Annotated in this window: 26 protein-coding genes; 15 read left to right on the forward strand and 11 right to left on the reverse strand. The window is 64.8% G+C overall.

From position 1 onward, the window contains the following. Window positions 1–16: 16 nt before the first annotated feature. Both BMW89_RS04795 and BMW89_RS04800 read left to right on the forward strand, forming a co-directional pair. Entirely contained in the window at window positions 17–463 is a 447-nt protein-coding gene (locus BMW89_RS04795) for a c-type cytochrome (protein WP_092023151.1), read from the forward strand. Window positions 464–717: 254 nt separating this feature from the next. Next, window positions 718–2,001 carry a cystathionine gamma-synthase family protein gene (locus BMW89_RS04800; RefSeq protein ID WP_092023153.1) on the forward strand — a complete coding sequence of 428 codons (1,284 nt, stop codon included), beginning with the start codon at window positions 718–720 and terminating at the stop codon, window positions 1,999–2,001. 7 nt (window positions 2,002–2,008) lie between these two features. Here BMW89_RS04800 and BMW89_RS38550 read toward each other — a convergent pair whose 3' ends face one another. Beyond that, the gene (locus tag BMW89_RS38550) at window positions 2,009–2,428 is read right to left on the reverse strand and encodes a VF_A0006 family four-cysteine protein (protein ID WP_349516527.1); all 420 of its coding nucleotides are present in this window, start codon (window positions 2,426–2,428) and stop codon (window positions 2,009–2,011) included. Window positions 2,429–2,488: 60 nt separating this feature from the next. On the opposite strand from BMW89_RS38550, the gene BMW89_RS04810 reads away from it, so the two are divergent. After that, window positions 2,489–3,109 carry a class I SAM-dependent methyltransferase gene (locus BMW89_RS04810; RefSeq protein WP_092023155.1) on the forward strand — a complete coding sequence of 207 codons (621 nt, stop codon included), beginning with the start codon at window positions 2,489–2,491 and terminating at the stop codon, window positions 3,107–3,109. Window positions 3,110–3,173: 64 nt separating this feature from the next. Here the strand turns inward: BMW89_RS04810 and BMW89_RS04815 are convergent, their stop codons facing one another. Further along, entirely contained in the window at window positions 3,174–3,590 is a 417-nt protein-coding gene (locus BMW89_RS04815; protein ID WP_092023157.1) for a CHRD domain-containing protein, read from the reverse strand. Between the two features lie 153 nt (window positions 3,591–3,743). Here BMW89_RS04815 and BMW89_RS04820 point away from each other — a divergent pair, with 153 nt between their 5' ends. Then, window positions 3,744–4,673, forward strand: a complete 930-nt coding sequence (locus BMW89_RS04820) for a cytochrome c (RefSeq protein ID WP_092023425.1) — start codon at window positions 3,744–3,746, stop codon at window positions 4,671–4,673. Window positions 4,674–4,851: 178 nt separating this feature from the next. Further along, window positions 4,852–6,447, forward strand: a complete 1,596-nt coding sequence (locus tag BMW89_RS04825; RefSeq protein WP_244547520.1) for a nucleotidyltransferase family protein — start codon at window positions 4,852–4,854, stop codon at window positions 6,445–6,447. Here BMW89_RS04825 and BMW89_RS04830 read toward each other — a convergent pair. The 5 genes from BMW89_RS04830 to BMW89_RS04850 all read right to left on the reverse strand — a co-directional run bounded on the left by BMW89_RS04830 (window position 6,422) and on the right by BMW89_RS04850 (window position 11,001). Further along, entirely contained in the window at window positions 6,422–7,102 is a 681-nt protein-coding gene (locus BMW89_RS04830) for a glycosyltransferase family 2 protein (protein WP_092023160.1), read from the reverse strand. The genes BMW89_RS04825 and BMW89_RS04830 overlap by 26 nt on opposite strands. Window positions 7,103–7,108: 6 nt before the next feature. After that, the gene (locus BMW89_RS04835; protein WP_092023427.1) at window positions 7,109–8,101 is read right to left on the reverse strand and encodes a hypothetical protein; all 993 of its coding nucleotides are present in this window, start codon (window positions 8,099–8,101) and stop codon (window positions 7,109–7,111) included. Next, the gene (locus BMW89_RS04840) at window positions 8,091–8,507 is read right to left on the reverse strand and encodes a PqqD family protein (RefSeq protein ID WP_244547521.1); all 417 of its coding nucleotides are present in this window, start codon (window positions 8,505–8,507) and stop codon (window positions 8,091–8,093) included. Before BMW89_RS04840 ends, BMW89_RS04835 begins: the two co-directional genes overlap by 11 nt. A gap of 108 nt (window positions 8,508–8,615) precedes the next feature. Beyond that, entirely contained in the window at window positions 8,616–8,861 is a 246-nt protein-coding gene (locus tag BMW89_RS04845; protein ID WP_045008738.1) for an Lrp/AsnC ligand binding domain-containing protein, read from the reverse strand. An 88-nt stretch (window positions 8,862–8,949) separates the two neighbouring features. Continuing rightward, window positions 8,950–11,001, reverse strand: coding sequence for a hybrid sensor histidine kinase/response regulator (locus BMW89_RS04850; RefSeq protein WP_244547522.1), 2,052 nt, complete (start codon window positions 10,999–11,001; stop codon window positions 8,950–8,952). Between the two features lie 193 nt (window positions 11,002–11,194). Between BMW89_RS04850 and thiD the strand changes: the two genes are divergently transcribed. From thiD to BMW89_RS04870, 4 genes are all read left to right on the forward strand, one after another. Further along, on the forward strand, window positions 11,195–11,995 hold the full coding sequence (gene thiD, locus BMW89_RS04855) for a bifunctional hydroxymethylpyrimidine kinase/phosphomethylpyrimidine kinase (RefSeq protein WP_092023166.1): 801 nt from the start codon (window positions 11,195–11,197) through the stop codon (window positions 11,993–11,995). 217 nt (window positions 11,996–12,212) lie between these two features. After that, complete coding sequence (locus tag BMW89_RS04860; RefSeq protein ID WP_092023168.1) at window positions 12,213–13,025, forward strand: UDP-2,3-diacylglucosamine diphosphatase; 813 nt, start codon at window positions 12,213–12,215, stop codon at window positions 13,023–13,025. After that, window positions 13,025–14,068, forward strand: coding sequence for a glycosyltransferase family 4 protein (locus BMW89_RS04865; RefSeq protein ID WP_092023170.1), 1,044 nt, complete (start codon window positions 13,025–13,027; stop codon window positions 14,066–14,068). The genes BMW89_RS04860 and BMW89_RS04865 overlap by 1 nt, the downstream gene beginning before the upstream one ends. A gap of 63 nt (window positions 14,069–14,131) precedes the next feature. Then, window positions 14,132–15,115, forward strand: a complete 984-nt coding sequence (locus BMW89_RS04870) for a threonine/serine dehydratase family protein (protein ID WP_177195817.1) — start codon at window positions 14,132–14,134, stop codon at window positions 15,113–15,115. Window positions 15,116–15,188: 73 nt separating this feature from the next. Here BMW89_RS04870 and BMW89_RS04875 read toward each other — a convergent pair whose 3' ends face one another. Beyond that, window positions 15,189–16,967 (reverse strand): caspase family protein, encoded by a 1,779-nt coding sequence (locus BMW89_RS04875; protein WP_177195818.1) that lies wholly within the window; start codon window positions 16,965–16,967, stop codon window positions 15,189–15,191. 170 nt (window positions 16,968–17,137) lie between these two features. Here BMW89_RS04875 and BMW89_RS04880 point away from each other — a divergent pair, with 170 nt between their 5' ends. Both BMW89_RS04880 and BMW89_RS04885 read left to right on the forward strand, forming a co-directional pair. Beyond that, window positions 17,138–17,581, forward strand: coding sequence for an RbsD/FucU family protein (locus BMW89_RS04880; RefSeq protein ID WP_092023176.1), 444 nt, complete (start codon window positions 17,138–17,140; stop codon window positions 17,579–17,581). Window positions 17,582–17,681: 100 nt separating this feature from the next. Beyond that, the gene (locus BMW89_RS04885; RefSeq protein ID WP_177195819.1) at window positions 17,682–18,041 is read left to right on the forward strand and encodes a hypothetical protein; all 360 of its coding nucleotides are present in this window, start codon (window positions 17,682–17,684) and stop codon (window positions 18,039–18,041) included. Here BMW89_RS04885 and BMW89_RS04890 read toward each other — a convergent pair. Together BMW89_RS04890 and BMW89_RS04895 are read right to left on the reverse strand one after the other, a co-directional pair. Next, window positions 18,038–18,391: an ADP-ribosylation/crystallin J1 gene (locus tag BMW89_RS04890; RefSeq protein WP_092023180.1), complete on the reverse strand. Its 354-nt coding sequence runs from the start codon at window positions 18,389–18,391 to the stop codon at window positions 18,038–18,040. The genes BMW89_RS04885 and BMW89_RS04890 overlap by 4 nt on opposite strands. Window positions 18,392–18,516: 125 nt before the next feature. Then, window positions 18,517–19,863, reverse strand: a complete 1,347-nt coding sequence (locus tag BMW89_RS04895; protein WP_177195820.1) for a hypothetical protein — start codon at window positions 19,861–19,863, stop codon at window positions 18,517–18,519. Between the two features lie 75 nt (window positions 19,864–19,938). Here BMW89_RS04895 and BMW89_RS04900 point away from each other — a divergent pair, with 75 nt between their 5' ends. Beyond that, the gene (locus tag BMW89_RS04900; RefSeq protein WP_092023184.1) at window positions 19,939–21,135 is read left to right on the forward strand and encodes an MFS transporter; all 1,197 of its coding nucleotides are present in this window, start codon (window positions 19,939–19,941) and stop codon (window positions 21,133–21,135) included. On the opposite strand, the gene dgcA is transcribed toward BMW89_RS04900, so the two are convergent. After that, complete coding sequence (dgcA, locus tag BMW89_RS04905) at window positions 21,105–22,100, reverse strand: N-acetyl-D-Glu racemase DgcA (RefSeq protein ID WP_092023187.1); 996 nt, start codon at window positions 22,098–22,100, stop codon at window positions 21,105–21,107. The two genes, BMW89_RS04900 and dgcA, sit on opposite strands and share 31 nt — an antisense overlap. 143 nt (window positions 22,101–22,243) lie before the next feature. Here dgcA and BMW89_RS04910 point away from each other — a divergent pair, with 143 nt between their 5' ends. From BMW89_RS04910 to BMW89_RS04920, 3 genes are read left to right on the forward strand one after another with little or no spacing between them, the layout of a single operon-like run. Next, window positions 22,244–23,377: an MlaE family ABC transporter permease gene (locus BMW89_RS04910; protein ID WP_092023189.1), complete on the forward strand. Its 1,134-nt coding sequence runs from the start codon at window positions 22,244–22,246 to the stop codon at window positions 23,375–23,377. A gap of 2 nt (window positions 23,378–23,379) precedes the next feature. Further along, window positions 23,380–24,162 carry an ABC transporter ATP-binding protein gene (locus BMW89_RS04915; RefSeq protein ID WP_177195821.1) on the forward strand — a complete coding sequence of 261 codons (783 nt, stop codon included), beginning with the start codon at window positions 23,380–23,382 and terminating at the stop codon, window positions 24,160–24,162. A gap of 16 nt (window positions 24,163–24,178) precedes the next feature. Continuing rightward, a complete protein-coding gene (locus BMW89_RS04920; RefSeq protein ID WP_092023193.1) occupies window positions 24,179–25,063 on the forward strand; it encodes an MlaD family protein in 885 nt (294 codons plus the stop codon). Window position 25,064 lies beyond the last annotated feature (1 nt).

Genomic DNA, 25,064 nt, shown 5'->3' on the forward strand with positions numbered 1-25,064 from the left:
GAAAGGGATTTTGCGAATGAAGCGAGTTTTGGTTGTTGGGGGCGCGCTGCTGCTCGGCATGGGCGCGGTTTGGGCACAGCAGGACTCCGTCAAGGAGGTCCAGACCCTGATGAAGGGCAACGGCAAGAATGCCGGCGCGGTGGCGGCGATAGTCAAGGGCGAGAAGCCTTACGACCAGGCCACCGTCGATACGGCCCTGGCGCAGTTCGAGGAGACCTCCAAAAAGCTGCCGAACCTGTTTCCGGCCAGCGCCAAGGGCATGAAGCCCGAGGGCGACTACAGCGCCTCGCCGAAGATCTGGGAGGACAAGGCCGGTTTCGACGCCAAGGCCGCAGGTTTCGGCAAGGTCGTCAGCGAGGCCAAGGGCAAGATCAAGGATCTGGACTCGCTCAAGGCGACTTTCCCCGCAATCGGCAAGGAATGCGGCGGCTGCCACGAGACGTTCCGCGTGAAGAACGGCTGAGGTTTTTGTAGCCCGGTTTGCGCGAAGCGCAATCCGGGCTACAGGGAATTCGGAAAGGGCGGCTGCGAGAGCAGCCGCCTTTTTTGTTGCGCGACCATGGCCGCGAGTCGCAACGCTGCGCCGCAGGAAATTCTGCCCGCAAGCCCTGACGGATTGCCGTTGGAGCAGCTATCTTCACGCCAACCGCGGCGACGTTGATGTGAGCTGTCGGACCCAGCGCCGCGGGCACTGAATCAGGAACAGCGAGACAGGCCATGGCAAAACCGTTCCCGTCAAAAACCCACATCGGCAACCATATGCTGCATCCGGAAACCCTGATGCTGACCTATGGCTATGACCCGCAACTGTCGGAAGGCGCCATCAAGCCGCCGGTGTTCCTGACCTCGACCTTCGTGTTCAAGACGGCCGAGGACGGGCAGGACTTTTTCGATTTCGTCGCCGGCCGGCGCGAGCCGCCGGAAGGGATGGGCGCGGGGCTCGTCTATTCGCGCTTCAACCATCCCAACAGCGAGATCGTCGAGGACAGGCTCGCGATCTACGAGCGCACCGAGAGCTGCGCGCTGTTCTCGTCCGGCATGGCGGCGATCTCGACCACGATCCTGGCTTTCGTCCGCCCCGGCGATGTCATCCTGCATTCACAGCCGCTCTATGGCGGCACGGAAACCCTGCTGACGAACACGCTTGCGCGCCTGTCGATCGGCGCCGTCGGATTCGCCGACGGCATTGATGAAGCGGCGGTCAGTCAGGCCGCGGAGGAGGCGATGCGCAAGGGCCGGGTCTCGATGATCCTGATCGAAACCCCGGCCAACCCGACCAATGGCCTGGTCGACATCGCGATGATCCGCCGTATTGCCGATTCAATCGGAAAGGCCCAGGGGCACACGCCGATCATCGCCTGCGACAATACGCTGCTTGGTCCCGTGTTTCAGCGGCCGATCGAGCACGGCGCGGATATTTCGCTGTATTCGCTGACAAAGTATGTCGGCGGCCATTCCGACCTGATTGCAGGCGCTGCGCTCGGCGCGAAGGCAATCATGAAGGGCATCAAGCAGCTCCGCGGCGCCATCGGCACCCAGCTCGATCCGCATTCCTGCTGGATGATCAACCGCTCGCTCGAGACGCTGAGCCTGCGCATGGAAAAGGCCGATGCGAATGCGCGCCTCGTCGCGGACTATCTGCGCGACCACCCCAAGGTGGCCAAGGTCCACTATCTCGGCCATCACGAGGACGCCTCGCCCGCCGGCCGCGTGTTCGCGCGGCAATGCCTGGGGGCGGGATCGACGTTCTCGTTCGACATCGTCGGCGGCAAGGCGGCGGCCGTGAAATTCCTCAACGCGCTGCAAATCCTCAAGCTGGCGGTGAGCCTTGGCGGAACGGAATCGCTTGCGAGCCTGCCTGCCACCATGACCCATTCCGGCGTTCCCGCCGACATCCGCCAGAAAATCGGCGTGCTCGATTCCACGATCCGGCTGTCGATCGGCATCGAGAACCCGTCGGATTTGATCGCGGATCTCGCCCAGGCGCTGAACGCGGCTTGAGCGCGCTTCACAGCGGATTGGACGCGCGGCACGCCGACATGATCGCTGCGGCAGCCTCGTTGCTCTGTGCACCCGAGAGCTGCCGCACGAGGCAAACATAATAACCCTTGCTGGATGCGTTCAGCAGGGAATCCCCGTTGACGACCAGCCAATTGCAGGCCGAGCGGATATACTGGACCGCAAGCGGCGATCGCGTGTCGCGGATGGCGGACAGCTCGCATTGAGCCTGTCTTTCCATGTCGGATTGCGCGACGACTGGTCCTGAGAACGAAAGAACCGTTGCGGCAACGGCCACGGCCGCCAGAATATGCGATGGTGCATGAGCAGGCTTCCGGCAGGCCCCTTGGTGCGATAATTTGCCAGGGAAGGCGGGATAAATCTCGTTGGGAGTGGTCATGTTGCGTCCCTTTGCTCTGGAGGCGATCATAAAGAGTCAGGTCGATGGCACAATGGTGGGCGTCGTCGCACAGCCAAGGTCCCGCCTCTCATGAGCGGGTCATCCCGATTGACGCAGCTTCGCGCGCGGGTTGTCGCGCTGGCGCGGGCCCAGGACCCCTACGCTCACATCTTTGCGGGCAAGGAGTTTCGGCGCGACTATGTGGCGGGGCGCACGATGGTCTGGAGTACGCTCTTCAGCGATATGCGCGATACGACGTCCCGAGTGCTGGAGATCGGCTCCAAGGAGGGGCGATCCGCACTGTTCTGGCTCGCGTTCTTCGCCGGTGCGCATCTGACCTGCGTGGACCTCTTCCCGGAGGAGGACGGCGAGCGCTTCGACCGTAATCTTGCCGCCTATGGTCCGCGCCTTCGCAAGATCGTGGGCACCTCGATCAAGGCGCTCGGTAGCTTGCGCGAAGAGAACGCGGTGTTCGATTTCATCTATGTCGACGGCAGCCATCAGCGCGACGACGTGATGATCGATTGCCTCGGCGCCTGGCGCCTGCTGCGCGTTGGCGGCGTGATGCTGATGGACGACTACACGTGGAAGCCCGACAATCCCGACGCCGAACGGGTTGCGCCTGCCGTCGACACGTTCCTCGCCTGGCACGGCGATGCCGAAGTGATTCTGAAGAGCCATCAGGTCGCAGTGCGGAAGCGTCCCGCCTGAGACATGGGGAATCGAAAAGACCGGACTCGCGTCCGGCCTTTCCGAGACGAAGCGGCGTTTTCGCCTACTTCGTCACCTGACCGCGGATCTCGCCGCCCGGATTGGCCGCGGTGTGAATGTTGACGTAGAGCTTGCCGGCGAGCAGGTCGGAGGCCTGCGCGTCGGTGAGCGTTGCCGAGCCCTCGACCGGGCTGTTGGCGGCGCCCGGAATTGGGACCGCGACGCCGGCGTTCTTGCCGGTCTCGGCCGGGCCGTGGAAATGGGCCGCGGTGGCGGGGCCGGACAGGCCGGAATAGCTGAGCTTCCAGGACAATTTCTTGCTGGCGGCGTCATAGTCCAGATCGGCCGTTCCCGTGCCGCTGCTGGTGGTTGCCGGCACCTCGGACTTGGCGTCGAGCGTTGCTTTCAGCTTTTCGGCGCTGGCCGAGCCGGTAAAGGCAACGGCGCCGAGCGCGAATACGGCGATGACGGTTTTGTTCATAACATTCTCCCTGGTGGCCTGGTTGAGCTGCCAAACTTCCAACAGCCGCCGTTTCAGTTTATTCCCGTTACCGCGGGGGATTGCCTAAATTCTTCGTGGCTGGAGCCGCGCGGATATCGGTCATAGGCTCGACCCAACGCGTGGATGGACCGAATGTTGCAACGAACAATTCTGGCGGCGCTGTTTGCAGCGATTGCCGCTGTCGGTGTCTATTGGTGGCTCAGCGCGCCGGTGGTCGCCGCCGTCAACGCCGGGCCGGCCCATGTGCCTGACCTCGCCAATGGCGAGGTGATCTTCAACGCCGGCGGCTGCGCGTCCTGCCATGCCGTTCCCGACCAGCCCGATCGTCTCAGGCTCGGCGGCGGGGTCGCGATCAAGTCGCCGTTCGGAACGTTCTACGCGCCGAACATCTCCTCAGATCCGACCTACGGCATCGGCAAATGGAGCGAGGCCGATTTCGTCAACGCGGTCATGCACGGGGTCTCGCCTGGCGGGCAGCATTATTTCCCGGCCTTTCCCTACACCTCCTACCAGCACGCCAAGCGCGCGGACGTGCTCGATCTCTTTGCCTATCTGAAAACGCTGCCGGCGGTTGCAGGAAAAGTGCGTGATCACGATTTGCCCTTTCCGTTCAATATAAGGCGCAATGTCGGCATCTGGAAATTCCTGTTTCTGGACGGCAAGCCGTTCGTCGCCGATGGCGGCAAGTCGCCGCAATGGAATCGCGGCGCCTATCTCGTGAATAGCTTTGGCCATTGCGCCGAATGTCACAGCCCGCGCAATGTGCTGGGCGGCATCATCTCGAGCGAGTGCTTTGCCGGTGGGCCCAATCCGGAAGGCGAGGGATGGGTGCCGAACATCACGCAGAAGCGCCTTGGCGAGTGGAGCGTGAAGGATATCGCCTATTTCCTCAAGACTGGCGAATTGCCCGACGGCGACAGCGTCGGCGGCGCGATGACGCGCGTGATCAAGAATACGTCGCAATTGTCCGACGACGACCTTGCCGCGATGGCGGATTACCTGAAGTCGCTGCCACCGGTGGACGGTCCGCCGCGACCGAAGCGCAAGGAGGGCGGCGCCTGACGCAGGCCCTTTCCAATTGACACGCAAGGGGCGCGCCCGCATGTTTTGTTGCCGGTTGAGAATTGGAATTGCGTCACGATGGGTTGTCTGGTCTCTGCGCGAGTAGTGCCTGTTGTTTCGACGCGTGATTGTACCGGGTCGGATGCAGTGGGCCTCGCGGTTCAACCGTTTGGTTGAGATGGCGCGCACAGCAAAGCTCCCGACCGTGCTCCATGGGCGTTTCCTGACGCTGTTTCGGGCCGCTCTCGGACAGGGGCAGACCGCTGTCGACGCCTATCGGAACTGGCGCGCCTCCGAGCCGCTGGAGGCTGCCGACGAGATCGTCTACCGCACCATGCCGTTGCTCGTCGCCACGGTCGACAGGGCCGGAATTGTCGATGCCGATACCAAGCGGATGCGCGGCGTCGTCAAGCATGTCTGGCTGTCGAACGCGACGCGGGTGCGCGATCTCGTCGAGGCCAATCGAGCGCTCGAAAGCGCCGGCATCGCCGCGCTGCTGATCAAGGGCGGTGCGCTGTTTGCGCGCGACGAGAGCTACATGGCGAAGCGCATGACGGGGGATTACGATCTCCTGGTTCGCCGCGTTGAGGCGCAGCGCGCCATCGAGGTGCTGCGGCAGGCTTCGTTCCGCAGCCATGGCATGAAGGTCGAGCTGTTCTCGGAGTCCGATTTCGACCGCGACATCCATGCTGTCGCGATGTCGCGCGCCGGCTTCAGCCGGGCCATCGACCTGCATTGGCGCGCGATCTTCTGGCTCGACGACACCGGTTTCACCGAAGAATTGTTCAGGACCGCCGAGCGGGCGAAGCTGCTGACCCATGACGTGTTGATCCCGGGTCTTGCCGAGCAGCTGGCGATCGCGGCCATGCGGCCGGAGCCCGCCGATCAGAAGGAGATGGTTTTCCGGGCGCTCGAGGTCGTCCACGTGCTGGAAAACTACGGCGACAAGGTCGATTGGGATCGCTTCCGCTCGATCGTGACGCGTTACAACGGCAGCCTGTTCGCGGCGCAATTGCTCGACGTCGTCGCGCGGGAGATGCCGGCGCTCGTGCCGGATGGTCTGGTGGGCCAGTTGTGGCACTACGGTCCGCCCGGGAAATCCGTCGAGATCGCGGTGCGCAGCGTGCCGCGGGCGCAGCGCACGCAATGGCAGCAGTTCTGGGTCGCCTTCTTCGCGGCGTTGCGCGCGCAGTTCAAGGCGCCGTTTCGCGGGTTGGATTGGCTGAGGCTGCCGGGCGCGGCCATCGCCGCGTTCGACGCCAGCGTCATGCATTTCCCCTTGTTTCGGGACGCGATCCTGAAGCGGGTCTGGCAGCAGGCGGCCGATACGCCGCATCCGCGGCGCGGAAAAGGCGTCTGGTTCGGGCAGGGGTTTTCCATTCCGGAAGACGAGGGGCGGTGGACTGATCATCAGTTCGCGGTCATCGACGTGCCGATCGACGGACAGGCGCAGACGTTCGCTGAGGTCGAGCTAGGCGTGATCCCGTTCCTGCCGCCGGGCACGGAAAGCTTTCGCTTTGCGGCCTATACCGGGACCGGTGAAGTGTTGCAGATGATTGCGGGGCGCAACGATCCGATGCCGTTCAAGCTGACGCTGAAGGCGAAGATCGTCGGCACAGGCGAGCGGAAGATCGTCGTTGCGTTGCGCATGCTCGATACCGGCCGTCCGATGGATATCGGCCATTCGATCGACCATCGCCTGCTCGGATTGTTCGTGAAGTCGGTGTCGGTCAACGGCGTGCCGGTGTTCACTCCGGCGGCCGCTGCGCCTTGATCGCCTTGCGCAGCGCCATCAGCGTCTGGAGGTTTTGAGCCTCCGTATTGGTGCGGCCGCCATTGCCGAGATGCAGTCGGCGCCGGACGACGATGTCATCGACATGGGCGGTTTTCATCCCGCCCTGCTTGGCGTGACCGAGCCAGGCGATGAAGAAGGTCGCCGGCAGCGTCTCGTCGAACGGGCCGGCCCGGTCGAGCGCAGCGCGGTGGATCAGCATGCATTGCTTCAGCTCGCCCGGCATGATCTCGACGGCGGGCTTGATGCGCGCGCGGTGCTGTTCCGGCACATCGGGGCTGACGAATTGCTGCACCTTGCCGAACGCGGCCTCGATGCCGCCGTCATGGTCGAGCAGCGCCAATTGCAGTTCAAGCTTGCGCGGGGTCCAGAGGTCATCTGCATCGCAGAAGCCGATCAGCTCGCCGCGTGCGCGTGCCAGGCCCTTGTTGACGGCGACGGCCTGACCGCTGTTGGCCTGGCTGAGCGCGACGATGCGACCACTGAAGCCATCGAGAATGCCGCGCGTGCCGTCCGTGGAGCCGTCATCGATGACGATGACCTCATCGGGCGGGACGGTCTGGCCGAGCACGCTCTCGATCGCCTCGGCGATGTAGGCCTCGGAATTGTAGGCGGCGATGACCACGGAGACGCGCATGCGGCCTCACAGCCGTTCCAGCTGGTGGGCGAAGGCCGCAGGAATCTCCATCGGCGCGGTGCCGGTGTCGACGAAAAACACCGGCGCGAGGCCTGCGATCTTCGCGACCTTGTCGGCGATTTCGTTCGGCCATCCCGGCAATTCGTAGGCGGTGGTCGGCAGCAGCGCGCGAAACGCGTCCGACTGTTTTGCCGGCGCAAACTCGGGAGACGCCGCGCCACGCCGACGCGGGATGAACGTCGCGCGCAGCCTGCCGCCGCCGATGCGGTCGCCGAGACCGGCGAGGCTCAGCTCGTGGCGCGGCTCGCCGTTGAAATCCGAGACCGCCGTGGTTTCGCCGATGAAATTCTGAAAGGTCTCGACGAGGGCAGGGCGCAAGCGCGCCGAGCAGAACAGCGGCTCGATCTGGCCGGTGGCGCTGTTGACCGCGACAAAGTCGTCACCCGCATAGCGCCAGCCGGCCTTGGTGCAGGCCAGCGCCGCCGTGGTCTTGCCGCTGTGGCCTTCGCCCGCGAGCAGCGTAAAACCTGCGTCGTGTCCCACGGCCGCGCCATGGACGGCGCACCAGGGCGTGTCGTGCATCATGGCATGGATCAGCGAAATCGCCGGACGGCTGCGGATCCAGGGCGGCGCGTCGCCCTTCGGCAGCCAGGCAATGCCGCGCTTTGCGGTGAGATCGACCGCATAGAGCACGGGAATGACGGCGGGCTGCCATACCGAATAGATGCCGTCCTCGATCAGCAGGCGCGGCTTCTCGGCCGCCTCCGGCACCAGCGCGGAGAGATCATGGTGGGCGGCGGTTATGACGCGCAGGTCGAGATCGATCGTGCTGGGCGTGGACTGGATATAGGCCGGCAGGAACATGCCGGCCAGATCCTGTGAGGCAAAGCCGATGTGCATGCCGAACGGGCCGCAGCGGGCGTACGCTTCGACTGGCACCGACGCCGTCTCGGCGAAGATCGCCGCGATCTCCTGCCGGATGAGGCCGCTAGCTTTCATGAGGCTCGCGCAGCGGCCAGCCTTCGTCGCCGGCGTCATGCACGGGATCCATCAGCAGCAGCTCCCTCAGATTGTCGAAGCGCTGGAATTCCGGGGCGACGAATGCGCCCGACAACACCGGCGCCCAAGCCTCAATGGAGGCCTCACTGCGCGCATCGGCTACGCCTTCGGCGATGAGCCCTTCCGCCAGCATGCTGTCGACGAAGGCCTGCACCTGTTGTGTGATGGACGGCACATCGCCAGCGGTCGCGGTCGCGACGGCGCTGCCGATCTCCTCAACCGTTCGGTTGGCCTTGAGGCCGAGCCAGACTTGCGCGGCGCTGCCGTCGAGGTTGTAGTAGACGCCGTTCTGATAGTTGGCGAGCACCACTTCACTATCAAATTGCTGGCTGATCAGCAGCGGCACCGACGTCGTGAGAGCCATGACTTGCAGTACTCAGTTCAATTTCAACGGCCGAACGCTAGCACAGGCGGCCGGCTGCGCAACCATGCGGCTTGCGCCAAAGGCGGGCAGTCAGCTGGCGCCAAAGGCCTTGAAGGTGATGATGGTGAGGGTGTCCTGGATGCCCGGCAGCACCTGCACCTTCTCGTTGATGAAGTGGCCGATGTCGGTGTCGTTGTCGACGTAGAACTTCACCAGCAGATCGTAATGGCCGGCGGTGGAGTAGATCTCGGAGGCGATCTCGGCTTCGGCAAGCGCATTGGCGACCGTGTAGGACTGGCCGAGCTTGCATTTGATCTGGACGAAAAAGGGAACCATTGCAGTCACTCCGAAAGCGTAGCTGGCGGATAATAGGCCAAAACTGCCCCGCTTTAGCAAGCGGACTTGCCGGCCGCCAGTCCGGCGCTCAGGAGGTCACGGTCGCCGCGGCAAATGCGTCCCTGAGCCGCTCCGCCAGCTCGGCCTTGCGGTAGGGCTTGGTCAGGATGATCGCCTGCGCCTGCGCGCGGCCCTGCTCGACCAGGGCCTCCAGCGCATAGCCCGAGGTGAACAGGACCGGCAGCGAGGGGCGAAGCCGCCGGGCCTGTTCGGCGAGGTCCCAGCCGCTCATGCCGCCGGGCATGATGATGTCGGTGAACAGCATGTCGATGCCGGGGTCGGTACGCAGCCGCTGCAAGGCCTCCTTGCCGTTGACGGCGGCGACGACGCGATAGCCGAGCGCCTCCACCCTCTGGATCACCGAGGAGCGCACGAACGGATCGTCCTCCGCGATCAGGATCGTCTCGTGGCCGCGCGGCGCGGCCTCGTCGTTCTCCAGCATGTCGCCTGAGGATTGTCCGGCGCCGGCGCGCGGCAGGTAGATCCGGACCGTCGTCCCCAGCCCCTGCTCGCTATAGATCGAGACGTGGCCGTCGGATTGCTTGGCGAAGCCATAGACCATCGAGAGCCCGAGTCCCGAACCCTTGCCCACGTCCTTGGTCGTGAAGAACGGCTCGAAGGCATGCTCGACGACCTCAGGCGTCATGCCTTCGCCGTCGTCGGTGACGGAGATCAGGGCGTAGCTGCCGGACGTCACCTCCGGGTGCATAGCGCGATAGTCCTCGTCGATCGCGGCGAACTCCGTGCTCAGCGTCAGATGTCCTCCGGATGGCATGGCGTCTTGTGCGTTCAGCGCAAGGTTCAGCACGGCGGATTCGAGCTGGGCGCGGTCGGCGAATGCCAGGACCGTGCCGAGCCCGAAGGCCGTCCTGATCTCGATGCTCTCGCGCAAGGTGCGCTTGAGCAGCTTGACCATGGATTCGAGCAGCTCGCGGCAATCGATCGCTTGCGGCTGGAGGAACTGGCGGCGGCTGAACGCGAGCAGCCGCTGCGTCAGCTCCGCGCCGCGTTCGCCGGACTCGCAGATGTCGTCGGCAAACTGCCGCAAGTCGGGGCGGGCCTTGAGCTGCTCGCTCAGATGCTCGGCATTGCCGATGATGACGGTCAGCAAATTGTTGAAGTCGTGGGCGATGCCGCCGGAGAGCTGGCCGACCGTTTCCATCTTCTGTGCCTGCTGGAGCTGCTGCTCGGTCAGCTTGCGCGCGGTCAGGTCGTGGATGATTCCGACGAAGATCAGTTCGCCGTCCTGCGTCGCCTGTCCGACCGACAGCTCCATCGGAAAGGTCGATCCGTCCTTGCGCAGGCCCGTGGCTTCGCCGCCGGTCGCGAAATGCCTGGCGTCGCGGTCGGGCAACATGCTCGCTCCGCCGGGCATCAGCATTCTGACGTTGCGGTTCATCACCTCGCTGGCGTTGTAGCCGAACAATCTTTCGCAGGCCGGGTTGAACAACAGGATGCGGTCCTGCGCGTCGAACAGGATGACCCCGTCGACTGCGGTCTCGACGATCGCGGTGAGGCGGGTCATGCTTTCACGCGTCGCGCGCTGGGCATCTCTGACCTGCCGGAGCAGCAGCGTTGCGTCCCGGCTCTTGATCTCCTCCTCCTCGAGCGCGGCCTGGACCTTCTGGAGCTCGAACGGGGAGGGGATCGTCAGGATCTTCGGCAACAGCGGCCAGAGCGCCCCGGCCGTGAAGATCGATGCAACCGCCGTCGCCGCCTTGACCAGGCCCTCGATGCCGTAGACCGGGACCCAGAGGGTGTAGATCGACAGCACATGGGTCAGGCCGCACGCCATGATGAAGATCGCGAAGGCCCAATAGACCCAGCCGAACTGGAGGTCGCGCCGCTTGGTGACGAGGATCGTGAGGGCAAACGGAATCGAGAAATAGGCGGCCGCGATGAGGGCGTCCGAGACCACGTGGAGCCAGATCAACTCGGGCTCCCACAGCAAGCAGATGCCGTGCGGTGAAAACATCGAGGAGTCGAGGATGCGTTCGAAGTAGGCCCACATGATTCCACCCCGGGAGAGCTGCGGGCCGGGGGTGGCCCGCAACATGGTGTCGCTGGACGGTTCCACCACCTAACTTCTCACTCATCGATGTGGACGCCAAGGCCTAAGCTAAATCGCCCTTATATTTTGCAGCCTGTGCACGATTCCGGGACGACAAGGCCGCGCCGCATTGTCTCCGCCTGATTCGTCCGGCTTGCCGGCGTTCCGTGGTCGCGCTAGGACAGGCCATGGCGGTGTCCCTCTCAAGCGAATGTCTCCGGCGATGACAACTGCAGTCGCGCTCACCATTGCGGGCTCGGATTCGAGCGGCGGCGCCGGCATCCAGGCCGACCTCAAGACCTTTGCCGCGCTCGGCGTCTATGGCGCCTCCGCCATCACGGCGCTCACCGCGCAGAACACGCGCGGCGTGACCGGCATTCACGCGGTGCCCGCCGAATTCGTCACCGCGCAGATCGATGCCGTGTTTTCCGATCTCGACATCGGTGCAGTGAAGATCGGCATGGTGGCGCAGGCTGCCAGCATCGATGCGATCGCGGCCGCGCTGTCGCGCTGGAAGCCTCAACACATCGTGCTCGATCCCGTGATGGTCGCAACCTCCGGCGACCGCCTGCTGGCGTCCGAGGCCGTCGAAGCGTTGCGCAAAAAACTGATGCCGCTCGCCTCGGTGATCACACCGAACCTGCCGGAGGCCGCGGCTCTGCTCGACGAGCCCATTGCACGAAGCGAAGCCGAGATCGAGAGCCAGGGGCGGCGGCTGATGGCGCTCGGCTGCCGTGCGGTCCTGATCAAGGGCGGCCACGGCGAGGGTGCCGAGAGCACCGACTATCTCGTCGATTCCCGGAAAACGATCGCGCTCGCCGCGCCGCGCGTCGCCACTCAAAACACCCATGGCACCGGCTGCTCGCTGTCCTCGGCGGTCGCGGCGGGGCTCGCCAAGGGCGAGGATCTCGAGCACGCGGTGCGCAATGCCAAGGCCTGGATCAGCGCCGCGATTGCGGCCGCCGACCGTTTCAGCGTCGGTCACGGCCACGGGCCGATCCATCATTTCCACAAGTTCTACTGACGCCGGCGGCGCGCGGCGCCACTGATCCCGGCATGAACCACCAAGGCCGTGCGATTCCGCAGCTTTGCGGAGGCCGCCGCGGCCCCATGTCGCCTGATTGTCGCATGCGACTGATATTCGCGGGGAGGGCGAGGCAAGGTCTGATTCGTATCTGAGGGTGCCTCAAGGGTTCAATCTGTCATCCCCCTGTCACGGGACATTTGTTACAGGCTGACGCATGGGAAGTTACGATGTGAGTGACGAGAGCCCGGAACGGCGCTTTCGCACGTTGTTTATCTCCGACGTCCATCTCGGAGCCCGCGGTTCTCAGGCCGACCTTCTGCTCGACTTCCTGCGTTTCCATGATGCCGACACGATCTATCTCGTCGGCGATATCGTCGACGGCTGGGCGCTGAAATCGAGCTGGCACTGGCCGCAATCGCATAACGACCTGGTCCAGAAGCTGCTGCGCAAGGCGCGCAAGGGCGCCAAGGTCATCTACATCCCCGGCAATCACGACGAATTCCTGCGCAACTATTACGGCACCCATTTCGGCGGCATCGACGTGGTCGAGAACACCGTCCACACCAGCGCGGACGGCAAGCGCTACCTCGTCATCCACGGCGACATCTTCGACCTCGTGGTGCAGAACGCGCGCTGGCTCGCGCATCTCGGCGACAAGGCCTACGACTTCGCGATCCAGATGAATCGCTTCGTCAACTTCTTCCGGCGCATGTTCAAGGTGCCCTATTGGTCGCTGTCGCAATGGGCCAAGCAGAAGGTGAAGAACGCCGTCAACTATATCGGCGCGTTCGAGCAGGCGCTTGCCGCGGAAGCGCGCCGCCATGACGCCGACGGCGTGATCTGCGGCCACATTCACTACGCCGTGATCCGTGACGAGGGCGGCATCCGCTACATGAATTGCGGCGACTGGGTGGAGAGCTGCACCGCGCTGGTCGAGCACGACGACGGCCATTTCGAGATCATCACCTGGGCGGATCACGCGCAGAAGCCTGCGGAAGTCCCGCAGGTCGCGGCAAGGGCTGCCTGATGCGCATCCTGGTCGCGACCGACGCCTGGCACCCGCAAGTCAACGGTGTGGTTCGGACGCTGACCAAGCTTGCCGACGCAGCCGAGGCGCTCGGCGCCGAATTCACGTTCCTGACGCCGCAATCGTTCCCAACATTTGCGATGCCGAGCTATCGCGACGTGCGGCTGGCGATGCCGCGCCCGGCGCGAATCGCAAAGCTGATCGCAGAAGCACGCCCGGACAGCATCCACATTGCGACGGAAGGGCCGATCGGCCTGATGGTCCGCCGATATTGCCGCCAGCGCAAACTGCCGTTCACGAGCAGCTTCCACACGCGCTTTCCCGAATATGTCCGCGCCCGGATGCCGGTTCCGGAATCTCTGATCTGGCGGGCGCTGCGTCGTTTCCATGCGCCCAGCCGCGCCGTGTTGGCGGCAACCCCGGCACTCGCCCGCGAACTGACCGACCGCGGCTTCGACAATGTGCTGCTGTGGCCGCGCGGCGTCGACACCGGTTTGTTCCATCCCCGCGCCATCGATCTCTGCCTGCCGGCGCCGGTGTTCCTGTCGGTCGGCCGCGTCGCGGTGGAGAAGAATCTCGAGGCGTTCCTCGACCTCGATCTGCCCGGCACCAAGGTGATCGTCGGCGACGGACCCGCACGTGTCGCGCTGGAGGAAGCCTATCCGGATGCGATCTTCCTTGGGGAAAAGCACGGCGAGGCGCTGGCGGACATCTATGCTGCCGCCGACGTGTTCGTGTTTCCCAGCAAGACCGACACGTTCGGTCTGGTCCTGCTGGAGGCGCTCGCGAGTGGCCTGCCGGTTGCGGCCTTCCCGGTGAAGGGCCCCCGCGACGTGATCGGCGATGCGCCGGTTGGCGCGCTGGATCACGACCTGCGCAACGCCTGCTTCGCGGCGCTCGACGTCTCCCGGCAGGACTGTGTGGAGTTCGCCTCCAACTACACCTGGGAGGCCTCGGCGAGGGCCTTCATAGACAGCATTTTGGCGGTCGGCGCGGTGCTGCCGGGCCGAAACGGCACGGAACAGCCACGCTTCGTCGCCTGAGGGGAAGAAATCCTCACGCCGGGGTGTCTTGCCCGGGCCTCGATAGCCGCGGTACAGTCGGCAATGACCGAACAGCTCCTCCCGATCGGGCCTGCCGATATCGATGCCGCGGCGCGCGTGCTCGCGCCCTTCGCCGTCCGCACCCCACTGTTGTCCTTTCCCGTGCTCAACGAGCGCGTCGGTGCAAAAGTGTTCCTGAAGCCGGAGATGCTCCAGCGCACCGGCTCCTTCAAGTTCCGAGGCGCCTTCAACAAAGTGTACTCGATCCCGCAGGACAAGCGCGCCGGCGGCGTCGTCGCGTTCTCGTCCGGCAATCATGCGCAGGGCGTGGCGGCGGCGGCAAAGATCCTCGACATGCACGCAACCATCGTGATGCCCGCGGACGCGCCGCTGTCCAAGCGCGAGCGCACCAAATCCTATGGCGCCGACGTCGTGCTGTACGACCGCTACAACGACGACCGCGAGGCGATCTCGCGCGGCATCGCCGAGAAGCGCGGCGCGACTCTGGTCAGGCCCTACGACGATCCCTTCGTGATCGCGGGGCAGGGCACCGCCGGCCGTGAGATCGCCGAGGACATGGCAACGCTCGGCCTTTCGCCTGACATCGTGGTAGCGCCGGCCTCGGGCGGCGGCCTGATCGCAGGCGTCGCGACCGCCGTGAAAGCGCGCTATCCGCTGGCCGAGATCGTGGTGGCCGAGCCCGAAGCGTTCGACGATCACAGCATTTCGCTGACTGCGGGGCACCGTGAGCCGCATGCGCCTGCGGGCCGCACCATCTGCGATGCGCTCATGGCCCTGATCCCCGGTGAGATGACCTTTGCGATCAACAGCAAGCTGCTGGCGCGCGGCGTGACCGCCTCGGACAAGGAAGTCGGCGCGGCGGTTTCGTTCGCCTACCACGAGCTGAAGCTCGTGGTCGAGCCGGGCGGCGCCGTCGGCCTCGCCGCGTTGCTCGCGGGGCGTCTCAACGTCGCCGGCAAGAACGTGGTCATCGTGCTCTCCGGCGGCAATGTCGATGCGGATCTGTTTGCCGAGCTGGTGGCCTGAGTTTCTAAGCTTTTGACATGAAGAAGGGGCAGAGCGTTTCCGCTCTGCCCCTTTGTCGTTTGGCGTGTGGCGATCAGTGCATGAAGCCGCGGTGGTTGTTGCCGCCGCCATTGTTGCCCTGCGACTGGTTCATCGACTGGCGGAAGTTGTTGCTGCCGCCATTGCCCGTCGCGTTGAATTGCGGCCGGTTGTTCTGCTGGGTATTCTGAACCTGCACCTTGTTCACCGGGTTATTGTTGATCTTCGCGCCATTGTTGATGCGGATCGGGTTGGTCTGCGTCTGAACGACCGGCTTCGTATCGACCGTCGTGCCACCCTTGCCGACATTCACCGGCATGCTCACGATCTTGCCAGGAGTGCCGTTGGCATTGCCGGCGTTCGGCGTAGTGTTGGTCGCAGGCAGCGTCACGATCTTGCCGATGCCGCCATTGGTGTTGGTCGGCGCAGGCAGGGTGACGATCTTGCCCGGGGTTTGCGACGACGTGCCGTTCGGCTGGTTGTTGCCGGCCGGCAAATTGACGATCTGGCCGCCATTGCCGAGCTTGCCGATGACGTTGCTGTCGACCGGCTTCTGCACGACCGGCAGATTGCCGTTCATCTGCGACCCGCCATTGCCCTGCTGCATCAGCGGCATGTATTTGGGCTGGCCGAGATTGCCGATCTTGAAGATCGGATTGACGTTCTGTGGCGCCAGGAACTTGGTGGCCTGCATCAGGGGGATTTGCTTCGGCTGCGCCTCGAGGTTCAGCGCTACCTTCGCATAAGGGGTGTTGCCGTAGCTGTCGTAGAAGTTCTTGTAGCCGAGCGGCGAGTTCGCGAGTACCGCCTTGTGCCAGGCCTGCGTGAGCAGCAGGTTGTTCAGCAGCCAGCGGACGTGGTCGCACAGCGGGTCGTGCGGATACATCTGGATGAACTCCTGATAGTACTCCGGCCGAGCCTCGGACACGACGTAGTCATAGGCCTGCCGGGTCGAGCGGCTCGGCAGGTTGGAGGCCATCTGCACGACGGGCGCATTCACCGGCGCGCGGTTGGCGGCAATGGCGGTGTCACCGAAGAAGGTGAAGTCAGACGTCAGCGACGAGCTCTCCCACGGGATCTGCGCGCCGAGGGTGGTCTGGTTCACTTCGAGGCGCACGCGCTTGAACAGCTGCTCGATCGGCACGTTGGGCTCGCGCGCAACGTTCAGGAAGGCCTGGGTGTAGGGGCTGTGGCCGCCGGTGCCGTCCTGCGCTTCCGCGCCCGGGGCGGTCGAGTAGCCGACGATCGAGCCGTTCGGGGCATCGACGATGGCGAGGCCGCGGCCGGCATCATTCACGTTCGGGAACGGGTTGTTGCGGCAGGCATCGAGGATGACGATACGCATGCGGCTCGGGATCGTCTCCAGCGTCGACATCACGTCGACGAGACGAACCGAATTGTTGACGAGTTCGGTCTGGCTGGAGACCTTGGCATCGACCGGAACCAGATAGTTCTCGCCGGCGAGCTGCACGCCGTGGCCGGCGTAATAGATCATCGCCACCGTGTTCGGACCGCGCGCGGAGACTTTTGCGGAAAAGTCCTGCACGACGCGGAGCATGTCGTTCTGGGTCAGGTCGGTCGCCGCAACCACCTCGAAGCCGGCCGAGTTCAAGAACTGCGCCATCGACTCGGCATCATTGTCGGGATTGGCGAGCTGCGGCGCGTTCTGGTAGTTCGAATTGCCGATCACCAGCGCAACCCGCTGTTCTGGGCCTTGCAGCGCGGTGGGGGCCGGCTGGACCGGGGCGACTTGCGCGGAGACAGGGCCGCAGGCGAAGCCGAACAGGCTTCCCACGAGGCTAGCCGTCATCAGGAAAGGCTTTAGGCGGAACATGGCGTGCTCCTCTGGCACTGATCTCGATGCGAGATTGGTTGCGAGGAAGCCTGGCCGCGTTCGAGGCGGAGGTCCGTGATGGCGATCACCATGGTAGGCTGCGTGATCTGAATCACGCTTGGAACCTGCTATGGTGAGCGGAAGAGACGCTTGGGAGGACATTCCGTCACATGCTGAAATCGATCGATCCGATCCTCACGCCCGATTTGCTCTGGCTGCTGGCCTCCATGGGCCATGGCGACGACCTCGTGTTCGTCGATGCCAATCATCCGGCCACCCGCATCGCGCAGAGCACGACATCGCAGCGCCTGATCCAGCTGCCGGGCATGAGCATGGAGACCGCCATCCGCGCCATCATGTCGGTCTACCCGCTCGACGATTTCGATCCCGATCCGGTGCGCGTGATGGCGCCGGTCGACGATGCCGACCGTGTGCCTGATGTCCAACGCGCGGTGCTGGCGGAAATCGAACGCGCCGCCGGCCGCACTGTTGCTCCCGGAAAACTCTCGCGGCCGGATTTTTATCGCGCGGCGGCGGCGAGCTTTGGTGTGGTGCAGGTGGGGGACAGCCGGGGCTATGGCTGCTTCCTGATCAGGAAGGGCGTGATCGGCTAGGAGACGTCATCGGCTCGGAAGGCCAGCGATGCGAAGCGGCGAAAAGTCTCGCACCCGGATTTGAATGGCCATCTCGCGAGCGACTGTCTATGGTCTCTCCATGTCGCGCCTTATGTGTCTATCCGTTGCTGTCATCCTGTCGCTGCTGCCCGCTATCGCGTCCGCTGCGTCAATTCAAAAACGCCCCAAGCAGGCCTGGCATGGCTATGGCTTCCTGCCGGGCTATCGTCAGCCGCTGAGCAACAGCGTTCCGCTCTACAAGCAGAAAGAGGCGATGCGGCGCATGTCGCCCAGCGACCGCCGCCACTGGTACATCGATCCGGTTCCCCAATATTACGGCTGGGATGGCGAATGGCGCTATTTCGGCCGGCCCGGCTTCGGTGGTGGCCGCTACAATGGCGGCAGTTTTGGCCCGTGCTGGACGCGGACGCCGATCGGCGCGGTCTGGAATTGCGGCTAAGGGAAGCTGCGGACGACTTCGATCAGGCCGACGATCGCGGCATTGAACGCATCGAGGTCTTCGGCCGGGATCCAGTACTCAAGATGCGAGCGGCCACCGGCCTCCTGCACGTCGTATTTTGCGATGAAGTCGCGCCTGACCTCAAAGCGCGTCACGAAGCCCGCGCCGCTCGCCGGGACATTCCAGTCGCGTGCGATCTTGACGGCGTAGTCTTCGGTCAGCACCGGATAGAAGATCGGCTGGTCCGGCAGGCGCGGCGGAAACGTGCGCATGCCGGATTGCTGGATCAGTTCCAGCTCCTGCGGGCCGACGGGACGCCAGAGGGTGAGAGTCTCTTCGGTGGGGGACATGGTTGTGACGATCGGGCTTATGGGATGTCATTGCGAGCGTAGCGAAGCAATCCAGATTTTTGCTGCGGAGGGATTCTGGATTGCTTCGCTGCGCTCGCAATGACGATGGAGAGAGTCTGCGCGCCTTACGAGAAGAACGCGATCTTCTCGGCCTGGGTCATGCGGCGGATGGGCGCCATGGGATCGTTGGCAGCCGCGCGGGGCTTTTGCAGGATGCCGCTGGCGAGGATGGTGGCGCCGAGCGAGGGCTCGGACAAGGGCGAGGGCATCGGCAGCGTCGCGGTCGGCGCCGCGCCGAATATTGCCGTGGCGGCGATGGCCTGCGGCGGCTGCTCCATCACTTCGGCGGCAGCTTCCGCAATCGCGTTGGTAAGACGCGCCAGCGACTCCATCGCGATCGGCGCTTCCTCGGCAGGCTCTTCCATGATCGGTGCGGCGGGCGCCGGTGCGATCGGTTCCGGAAGCTCGGCGGCAATCGGCGCTGCGACCTCCATCGGCTCCGGAACAGCCACTTCCATCTCGACCGGCTCGATGATCGCGTCGAACTCCGGATCGGGCGCGGCCATCTCCAGCGCGATGGCGTCGAGGATGGCTTCGTCCTCGGCTTCCGCGGCGGCGTCGAGCGAGACCTCGTCGGTGACCTCCGCGAAGGCGGCGGGCTCGACGATCGGCTCTTGCGCGACGTTTTCGAGCACGGTGTGGTCTTCGGCGGCGACCTCCGGCGCGACGGCAGCGTCCATTGCCGCCTCGGCAATTGCCAACGCCTCGGTCGTGCTGGACGCTTCAATTGCTGCTTCGGGCTCGATAGCCTCCGCGATGTCTTGCGGCGCCTCCGTAAAAGCCACGGGTGCTTCGCTGACCATCGCCGCAGGCTCCGCCACGGATGGCGGTGCTTCCTGTACCGGCGCCGGACTCACTGCCGCTTGCGGCGCTGTGTCGCCGTCGAGCTGCCCGATCCGATCCCTGAGCAGATCGAATGCGGCCTTGAGCTCGGCGCGGGGGTCGATGGTCGAAATCTGTCCGCAAGCCGCCTCGATGGAGGAGAGCTGCGAATCAATGAGGTCGCAGATTCGCCCGTCGGCGCCGATCTCGCGCCAGCGCCAGGAGATTTCCTTGATGATGCGCACGCCGCGCGGGATCGCTGCGAGGCTCGCCTCGATCTCCGCGGGATCGCAGGCCGCGATCGCGATCGTCTCGGCCTCGCGAATCGCGCGGCGGATCTCGACCAGCGCCTCGGGCAGGCGGTCCTCGACGACGGGTTGCCGCTGTGCCGCAAGGGTTTCTTCGATTTTCGCGACCGCGTCGAGCACCATGCTGGTGTCGGCATTGCGGTTGCGCCTGGCATATTCGCCGAGGAACCAGCGGCCGCGCGCGGTCTCCATGAAGGCTTCGCTGATCGCGTCGTAATCCTGCTCGTTCGGCTCGGCCGCGCGGGCAGACATAGGCGAGAGGGCGAATGCTTCGTTGGCCATGTCAATCTCGTCGCGCAAATCAGTGCGCGTTACTGTAACGATCACCACGATATCGACCGAATCGCAATTGGTTTGATGCCGCCCGAATCACAAATCCCCATCGCAGCAACCGTCAAGCGGCGATTCGCCGTGAGTCTCGCGCTGTTCTATTCGGCTGTCTTTGCTGTTTCGGGCACGCATCTGCCGTTCTTTCCGGTCTGGCTGAAGGCGATCGGCATCGACCCAAGCTGGATCGGTCTGATCAACGCGCTGCCGGCGATCACGCGCTTCACCACGCTGCCGCAGATCACTGCCATTGCCGAAAAGCGACACGCCATTCGCACCGCAATGATGGTGTCGGTGCTGGCGACCGCGATCGGCTTTACGGCGGTCGGCTTGCAGCAGCAGCCGCTGGCGCTGTTCCTGATCTACGCGATCACCTGCATGATGTGGACCCCGACCACCCCGCTGACGGACGCCTATGCGCTCCGCGGCGTCGCGCGCTACGGGCTCGACTACGGGCCTTTGAGGCTGTGGGGTTCGGCGGCGTTTGCGGCCGGCTCGCTCGCCTGCGGCTTTCTCGTCGACCACATCGCGGCGCGCGATCTGATCTGGGTGATCGTCGCATGGGCCGTCGTTGCGGTCGCGGCCAGCCTTCTGCTTCAGCCGCTCGACGATGTCAGGCGCAAGACCGCTGAAGCGCATCCAGGCAAAGCGTTGCTGCGCGACGGCGGCTTCTGGGCCGTGATCGTCTCGGCCGCGCTGATCCAGGGCAGCCACGTCGCGTACTACACGTTCTCCGCCATCAACTGGCAGCTCCACGGTCTCGGGGGCTTAACCATCGCGGGGCTGTGGACGCTGGGCGTGATCGCCGAGATCGTCGTGTTCGCGCTGTCACCGCGCTTCTCGCTGCATCCGTCCACGATGATCGCGATCGGGGGCTTGAGCGCCGTGGCGCGCTGGATCGTCACCGCCAACGAGCCGCCGCTCGCGCTGCTCGCAATCGCACAGCTTGGTCACGGCCTGACCTTCGGCATGACCATCGTCGGCACGATGACTTTGCTGGTGCAGCGTGTGCCCTCGCATCAGATCGCACGTGGGCAGGGCTACTATGCCGCATGCAGCGGATTATTGGGCGCGACGACCTCGATCGCGTCAGGCGCGATCTACGCCCGCATCGGCGACAATCTCTATTACGTCATGGCTGCGATGGCCGCTGCCGGCGCGCTCGTCATCTGGTCGGCGCGGGATCGGCTGAGCGCTCATCCCCAGAGCGAGGCATCAGGCGGATAGACCAGGCTGTCGTCGTAACGCAGGGCGTGATCGCGGTCGCGCGCCAGCAGCAGGGGACCGTCGAGATCGACGAAGCGCGCCTGCGGCGTCACCAGCATGGCGGGGGCCATCGACAATGAGGTTGCGACCATGCAGCCGATCATGATTTCGAAGCCGAGCGCCTGCGCGGCATCCGCCATGGCGAGGGCCTCGGTGAGGCCGCCGGTCTTGTCGAGCTTGATGTTCACGGCGTCGTAGCGCTCGCGGAGCGGCGCGAGCGAGTTGCGGTCATGAACGCTCTCGTCGGCGCAGACCGCGAGCGGCCGCTTGATTCGCGCCAGCGCCTCGTCCTTCCCGGCCGGCAGCGGCTGCTCCACCAGGGTAACGCCGACGGCATCGCAGGCGGCAAGATTCTGCTCCAGATTGGCCTCGGTCCAGGACTCGTTGGCATCGACGATCAGCTCGGATTCGGGGGCCGCCTTGCGCACGGCCGCGATTCGCTCGGGATCGCCGTCGCCGCCGAGCTTGATCTTGAGCAGCGGCCGGTGCGCCGCCTTGGCTGTGGCGGCCGCCATGGCCTCGGGGGTGCCCAGCGAGATCGTGTAGGCCGTGGTGCGCTCACCCGGGATCGGGCGGGCCAGCAGGTTCCAGGCTCGCAGGCCCGCCGCCTTGGCCTCGAGGTCGATCAGGGCGCAATCCAGCGCGTTACGGGCCGCACCGGGCGGCATGGCGGCTTGCAGGGCCTCTCGCGAGAGGCCGCCCGCCACGGCCGCCTGCATGGCCTGGATGGCCGCAAGGGTCGCCTCGGGCGTCTCGCCATAGCGCGGATAGGGCACGCATTCGCCGCGGCCGGTCAGGCCGCTCCGGCTGATTTCGGCCACAACGGTCACAGCCTCGGTCTTGGCGCCCCGGCTGATGGTGAAACTGCCAGCGATGGGAAAGCGCTCGATTCGCGCGGCCAGGGCCGGAACTTTGCTGGAAGTCATTTTGAACTCTGGCGAAATCTGAACCTGCTAGTTACCTCTAGCAACTAACATTAACCAGTTGGGGATAGCTTCTCCGGGTAAGGGCGCGTGCGCAACCATCTGATTTCATCCGTTTCTGGCGCCCCGGCACGGGAGCGGACATCTTGAGCGGCGATCCGAAGCTGGAGCGGATAACCAAGGGCAATGCGCTGGCACTCTGCGCCACCGGAACCTGGACCGCGAGTTTCGCGCCGGTCCTTGAGCGGATGGTGGCGGATGCCGAGAAACTGGCCGGCAGCCCCCAAAGCATCTTCATCGACGTCTCCGAGGTCGCCAAGCTCGACACTTTTGGCGCTTGGCTGATCGAGCGGCTGCGCCGCAGCCTGACGCAGGGAGCGGTCGAGGCGCAGATCGCGGGCCTCTCGGCGAACTATTCGAGCCTCGTGGACGAGGTGCGGCGGGTTAGGGCAAACCCCGTGACCGACTCGGGCACGATCACCATCACCGGCATGCTGGAGCAAATCGGGCGCACTGTTGCCGGCGTGGCCGGTACGGTGGCTGGCCTCGTCGACATGCTCGGCGCGGTGCTCGCGGCAGGCTTTCGCACTCTGATCCACCCCCGCTCGTTCCGCCTGACCTCGACCGTGCATCACATGGAGCAGGTCTGCTGGCGCGCTGTGCCGATCGTGGTGCTGATCACCTTCCTGATCGGCTGCATCATCGCGCAACAAGGGATTTTCCATTTCCGCCGCTTCGGCGCCGACATCTTCGTCGTCGACATGCTCGGCGTGCTGGTGCTGCGCGAGATCGGGGTGCTGCTGGTCGCGATCATGGTCGCGGGCCGCTCGGGCAGCGCTTACACCGCCGAGCTCGGCTCGATGAAGATGCGGGAAGAAATCGACGCGCTGCGCACCATGGGTTTTGATCCGATCGAGGTGCTGGTGCTGCCGCGCATGTTGGCTTTGGTGCTCGCGCTGCCGATCCTCGCCTTCCTCGGTGCGATGGCTGCGCTCTATGGCGGCGGTCTCGTCGCCTGGCTCTACGGCGGCGTCGATCCCGAAGCCTTCCTGCTGCGTCTGCGCGACGCCATCTCGATCGACCATTTCATCGTCGGCATCGTCAAAGCACCTGTGATGGCCGCGGTGATCGGCATCGTCGCCTGCGTCGAGGGCCTCGCCGTGCAGGGCAGCGCGGAATCGCTCGGCCAGCACACCACCGCGTCGGTGGTGAAGGGCATCTTCTTCGTCATCGTCATGGACGGCGTGTTCGCCATCTTCTTCGCCTCGATCGGGATGTGACGATGGCAAGAGAAGCTCAAAGCGAGATTCAAGATCCCATCATCCGCGTCCGCGACATCACCGTGCAGTTCGGCGCAACGCGTGTGCTCGACGGCCTCGACCTCGACGTCAAGCGCGGCGAGATTTTGGGATTTGTCGGCCCGTCGGGCGCCGGCAAATCGGTGCTGACGCGCACCATCATCGGCCTCGTGCCGAAGGTCGCGGGCTCCATCGAGGTGTTCGGGGTTGATCTGGATGCCTCCAACACCTTGCAGCGCCGCAAGGTGGAGCGGCGCTGGGGCGTGCTGTTCCAGCAGGGCGCGCTGTTCTCCTCGTTGACCGTGCGGCAGAACATCCAGTTTCCGATGCGCGAATATCTCAGGGTTTCGCAACGGCTGATGGACGAGATCACCATTGCCAAGCTGACTATGGTGGGCCTCAAGCCCGAAGTGGCCGATCGGTTTCCCTCGGAGCTGTCCGGCGGCATGATCAAGCGCGTCGCGCTGGCCCGTGCGCTGTCGCTCGATCCCGACCTCGTGTTCCTCGACGAGCCGACCTCAGGCCTCGATCCGATCGGTGCCGGCGATTTCGACGAGCTGGTCCGGACCCTCCAGCGCACTTTGGGGCTGACCGTTTTCATGGTAACGCACGACCTCGACAGCCTTTACACAGCATGTGACCGCATCGCCGTTTTAGGGAACGGTAAGATCATTGCGGCAGGCTCGATCGCCGACATGCAGGCTTCGCAGCATCCCTGGCTGCGGCAATATTTCCATGGCAAGCGCGCCCGCGCGGTGATGGGCTGAGGTGCCGGAGTAGCTGATGGAAACGCGCGCCAATTACGTATTGATCGGGTCGTTCACGCTGGCGGTGATCGCTGCGGCGATCGGCTTCGTGCTGTGGTTCCAGTCGCTGCACTCCACCAAGCAGCGCAGCCCGCTGCGCGTGGTGTTCGAGGGTCCCGCCGCGGGCCTGCGCAATGGCGGCAGCGTCAATTTCAACGGTATCCGGGTGGGTGAGGTGGTCTCGGTGAAGCTCGACAACCCGCGTCGGGTTGTCGCACTCGCCATGATCGAGAACAACGCCCCGATCCGCAAGGACACCCTGGTCGGCCTCGAATTCCAGGGCCTGACCGGCGTCGCCGCGATCTCGCTCAAGGGCGGTGAGGAGGCCGCACCTCCGCCGCCGCTCGACGAGGACGGCATCCCGACGCTGCTGGCCGATCCGAACAAGCTCCAGGACGTCACTGAAGCCATCCGCGGCACGCTCCAGAACATCAACAAGATCGTCGCCGACAATCAGGAATCGGTGAAGAACTCGCTGAAGAACCTCGAGACCTTCACCAACTCGCTCGCGCGCAACTCCGAGAAAATCGACAACGTGATGGCCAAGGTCGACGGCGTGATGCTCAAGGCCGACAGCCTCATGCTCGGCCTCAACACGCTCGCGGGCGGCAAGGACGGCGGTGAGTTGTTCCTGGCGGTGAAGTCGATCCGCGAACTCGCCGACGATTTTGACAAGCGCTCCGGCGCGTTGATGACCGACGGCCGCCGTACGCTCGGCGACATCAGCCGCGCCGTGAACAATTTTGACCGCAACCCGACCCGCGTGTTGTTCGGCGCCAGCAACAGCGCACCGGCCGCCGCTCCGCCGCCGGCGGCCGAGCCGCCGAAGCCCGCCGCGACGCCCGAACGCAGGCGGCAGTAAG

The organism is Bradyrhizobium sp. OK095 (assembly GCF_900109945.1).
GTDB lineage: Bacteria > Pseudomonadota > Alphaproteobacteria > Rhizobiales > Xanthobacteraceae > Bradyrhizobium.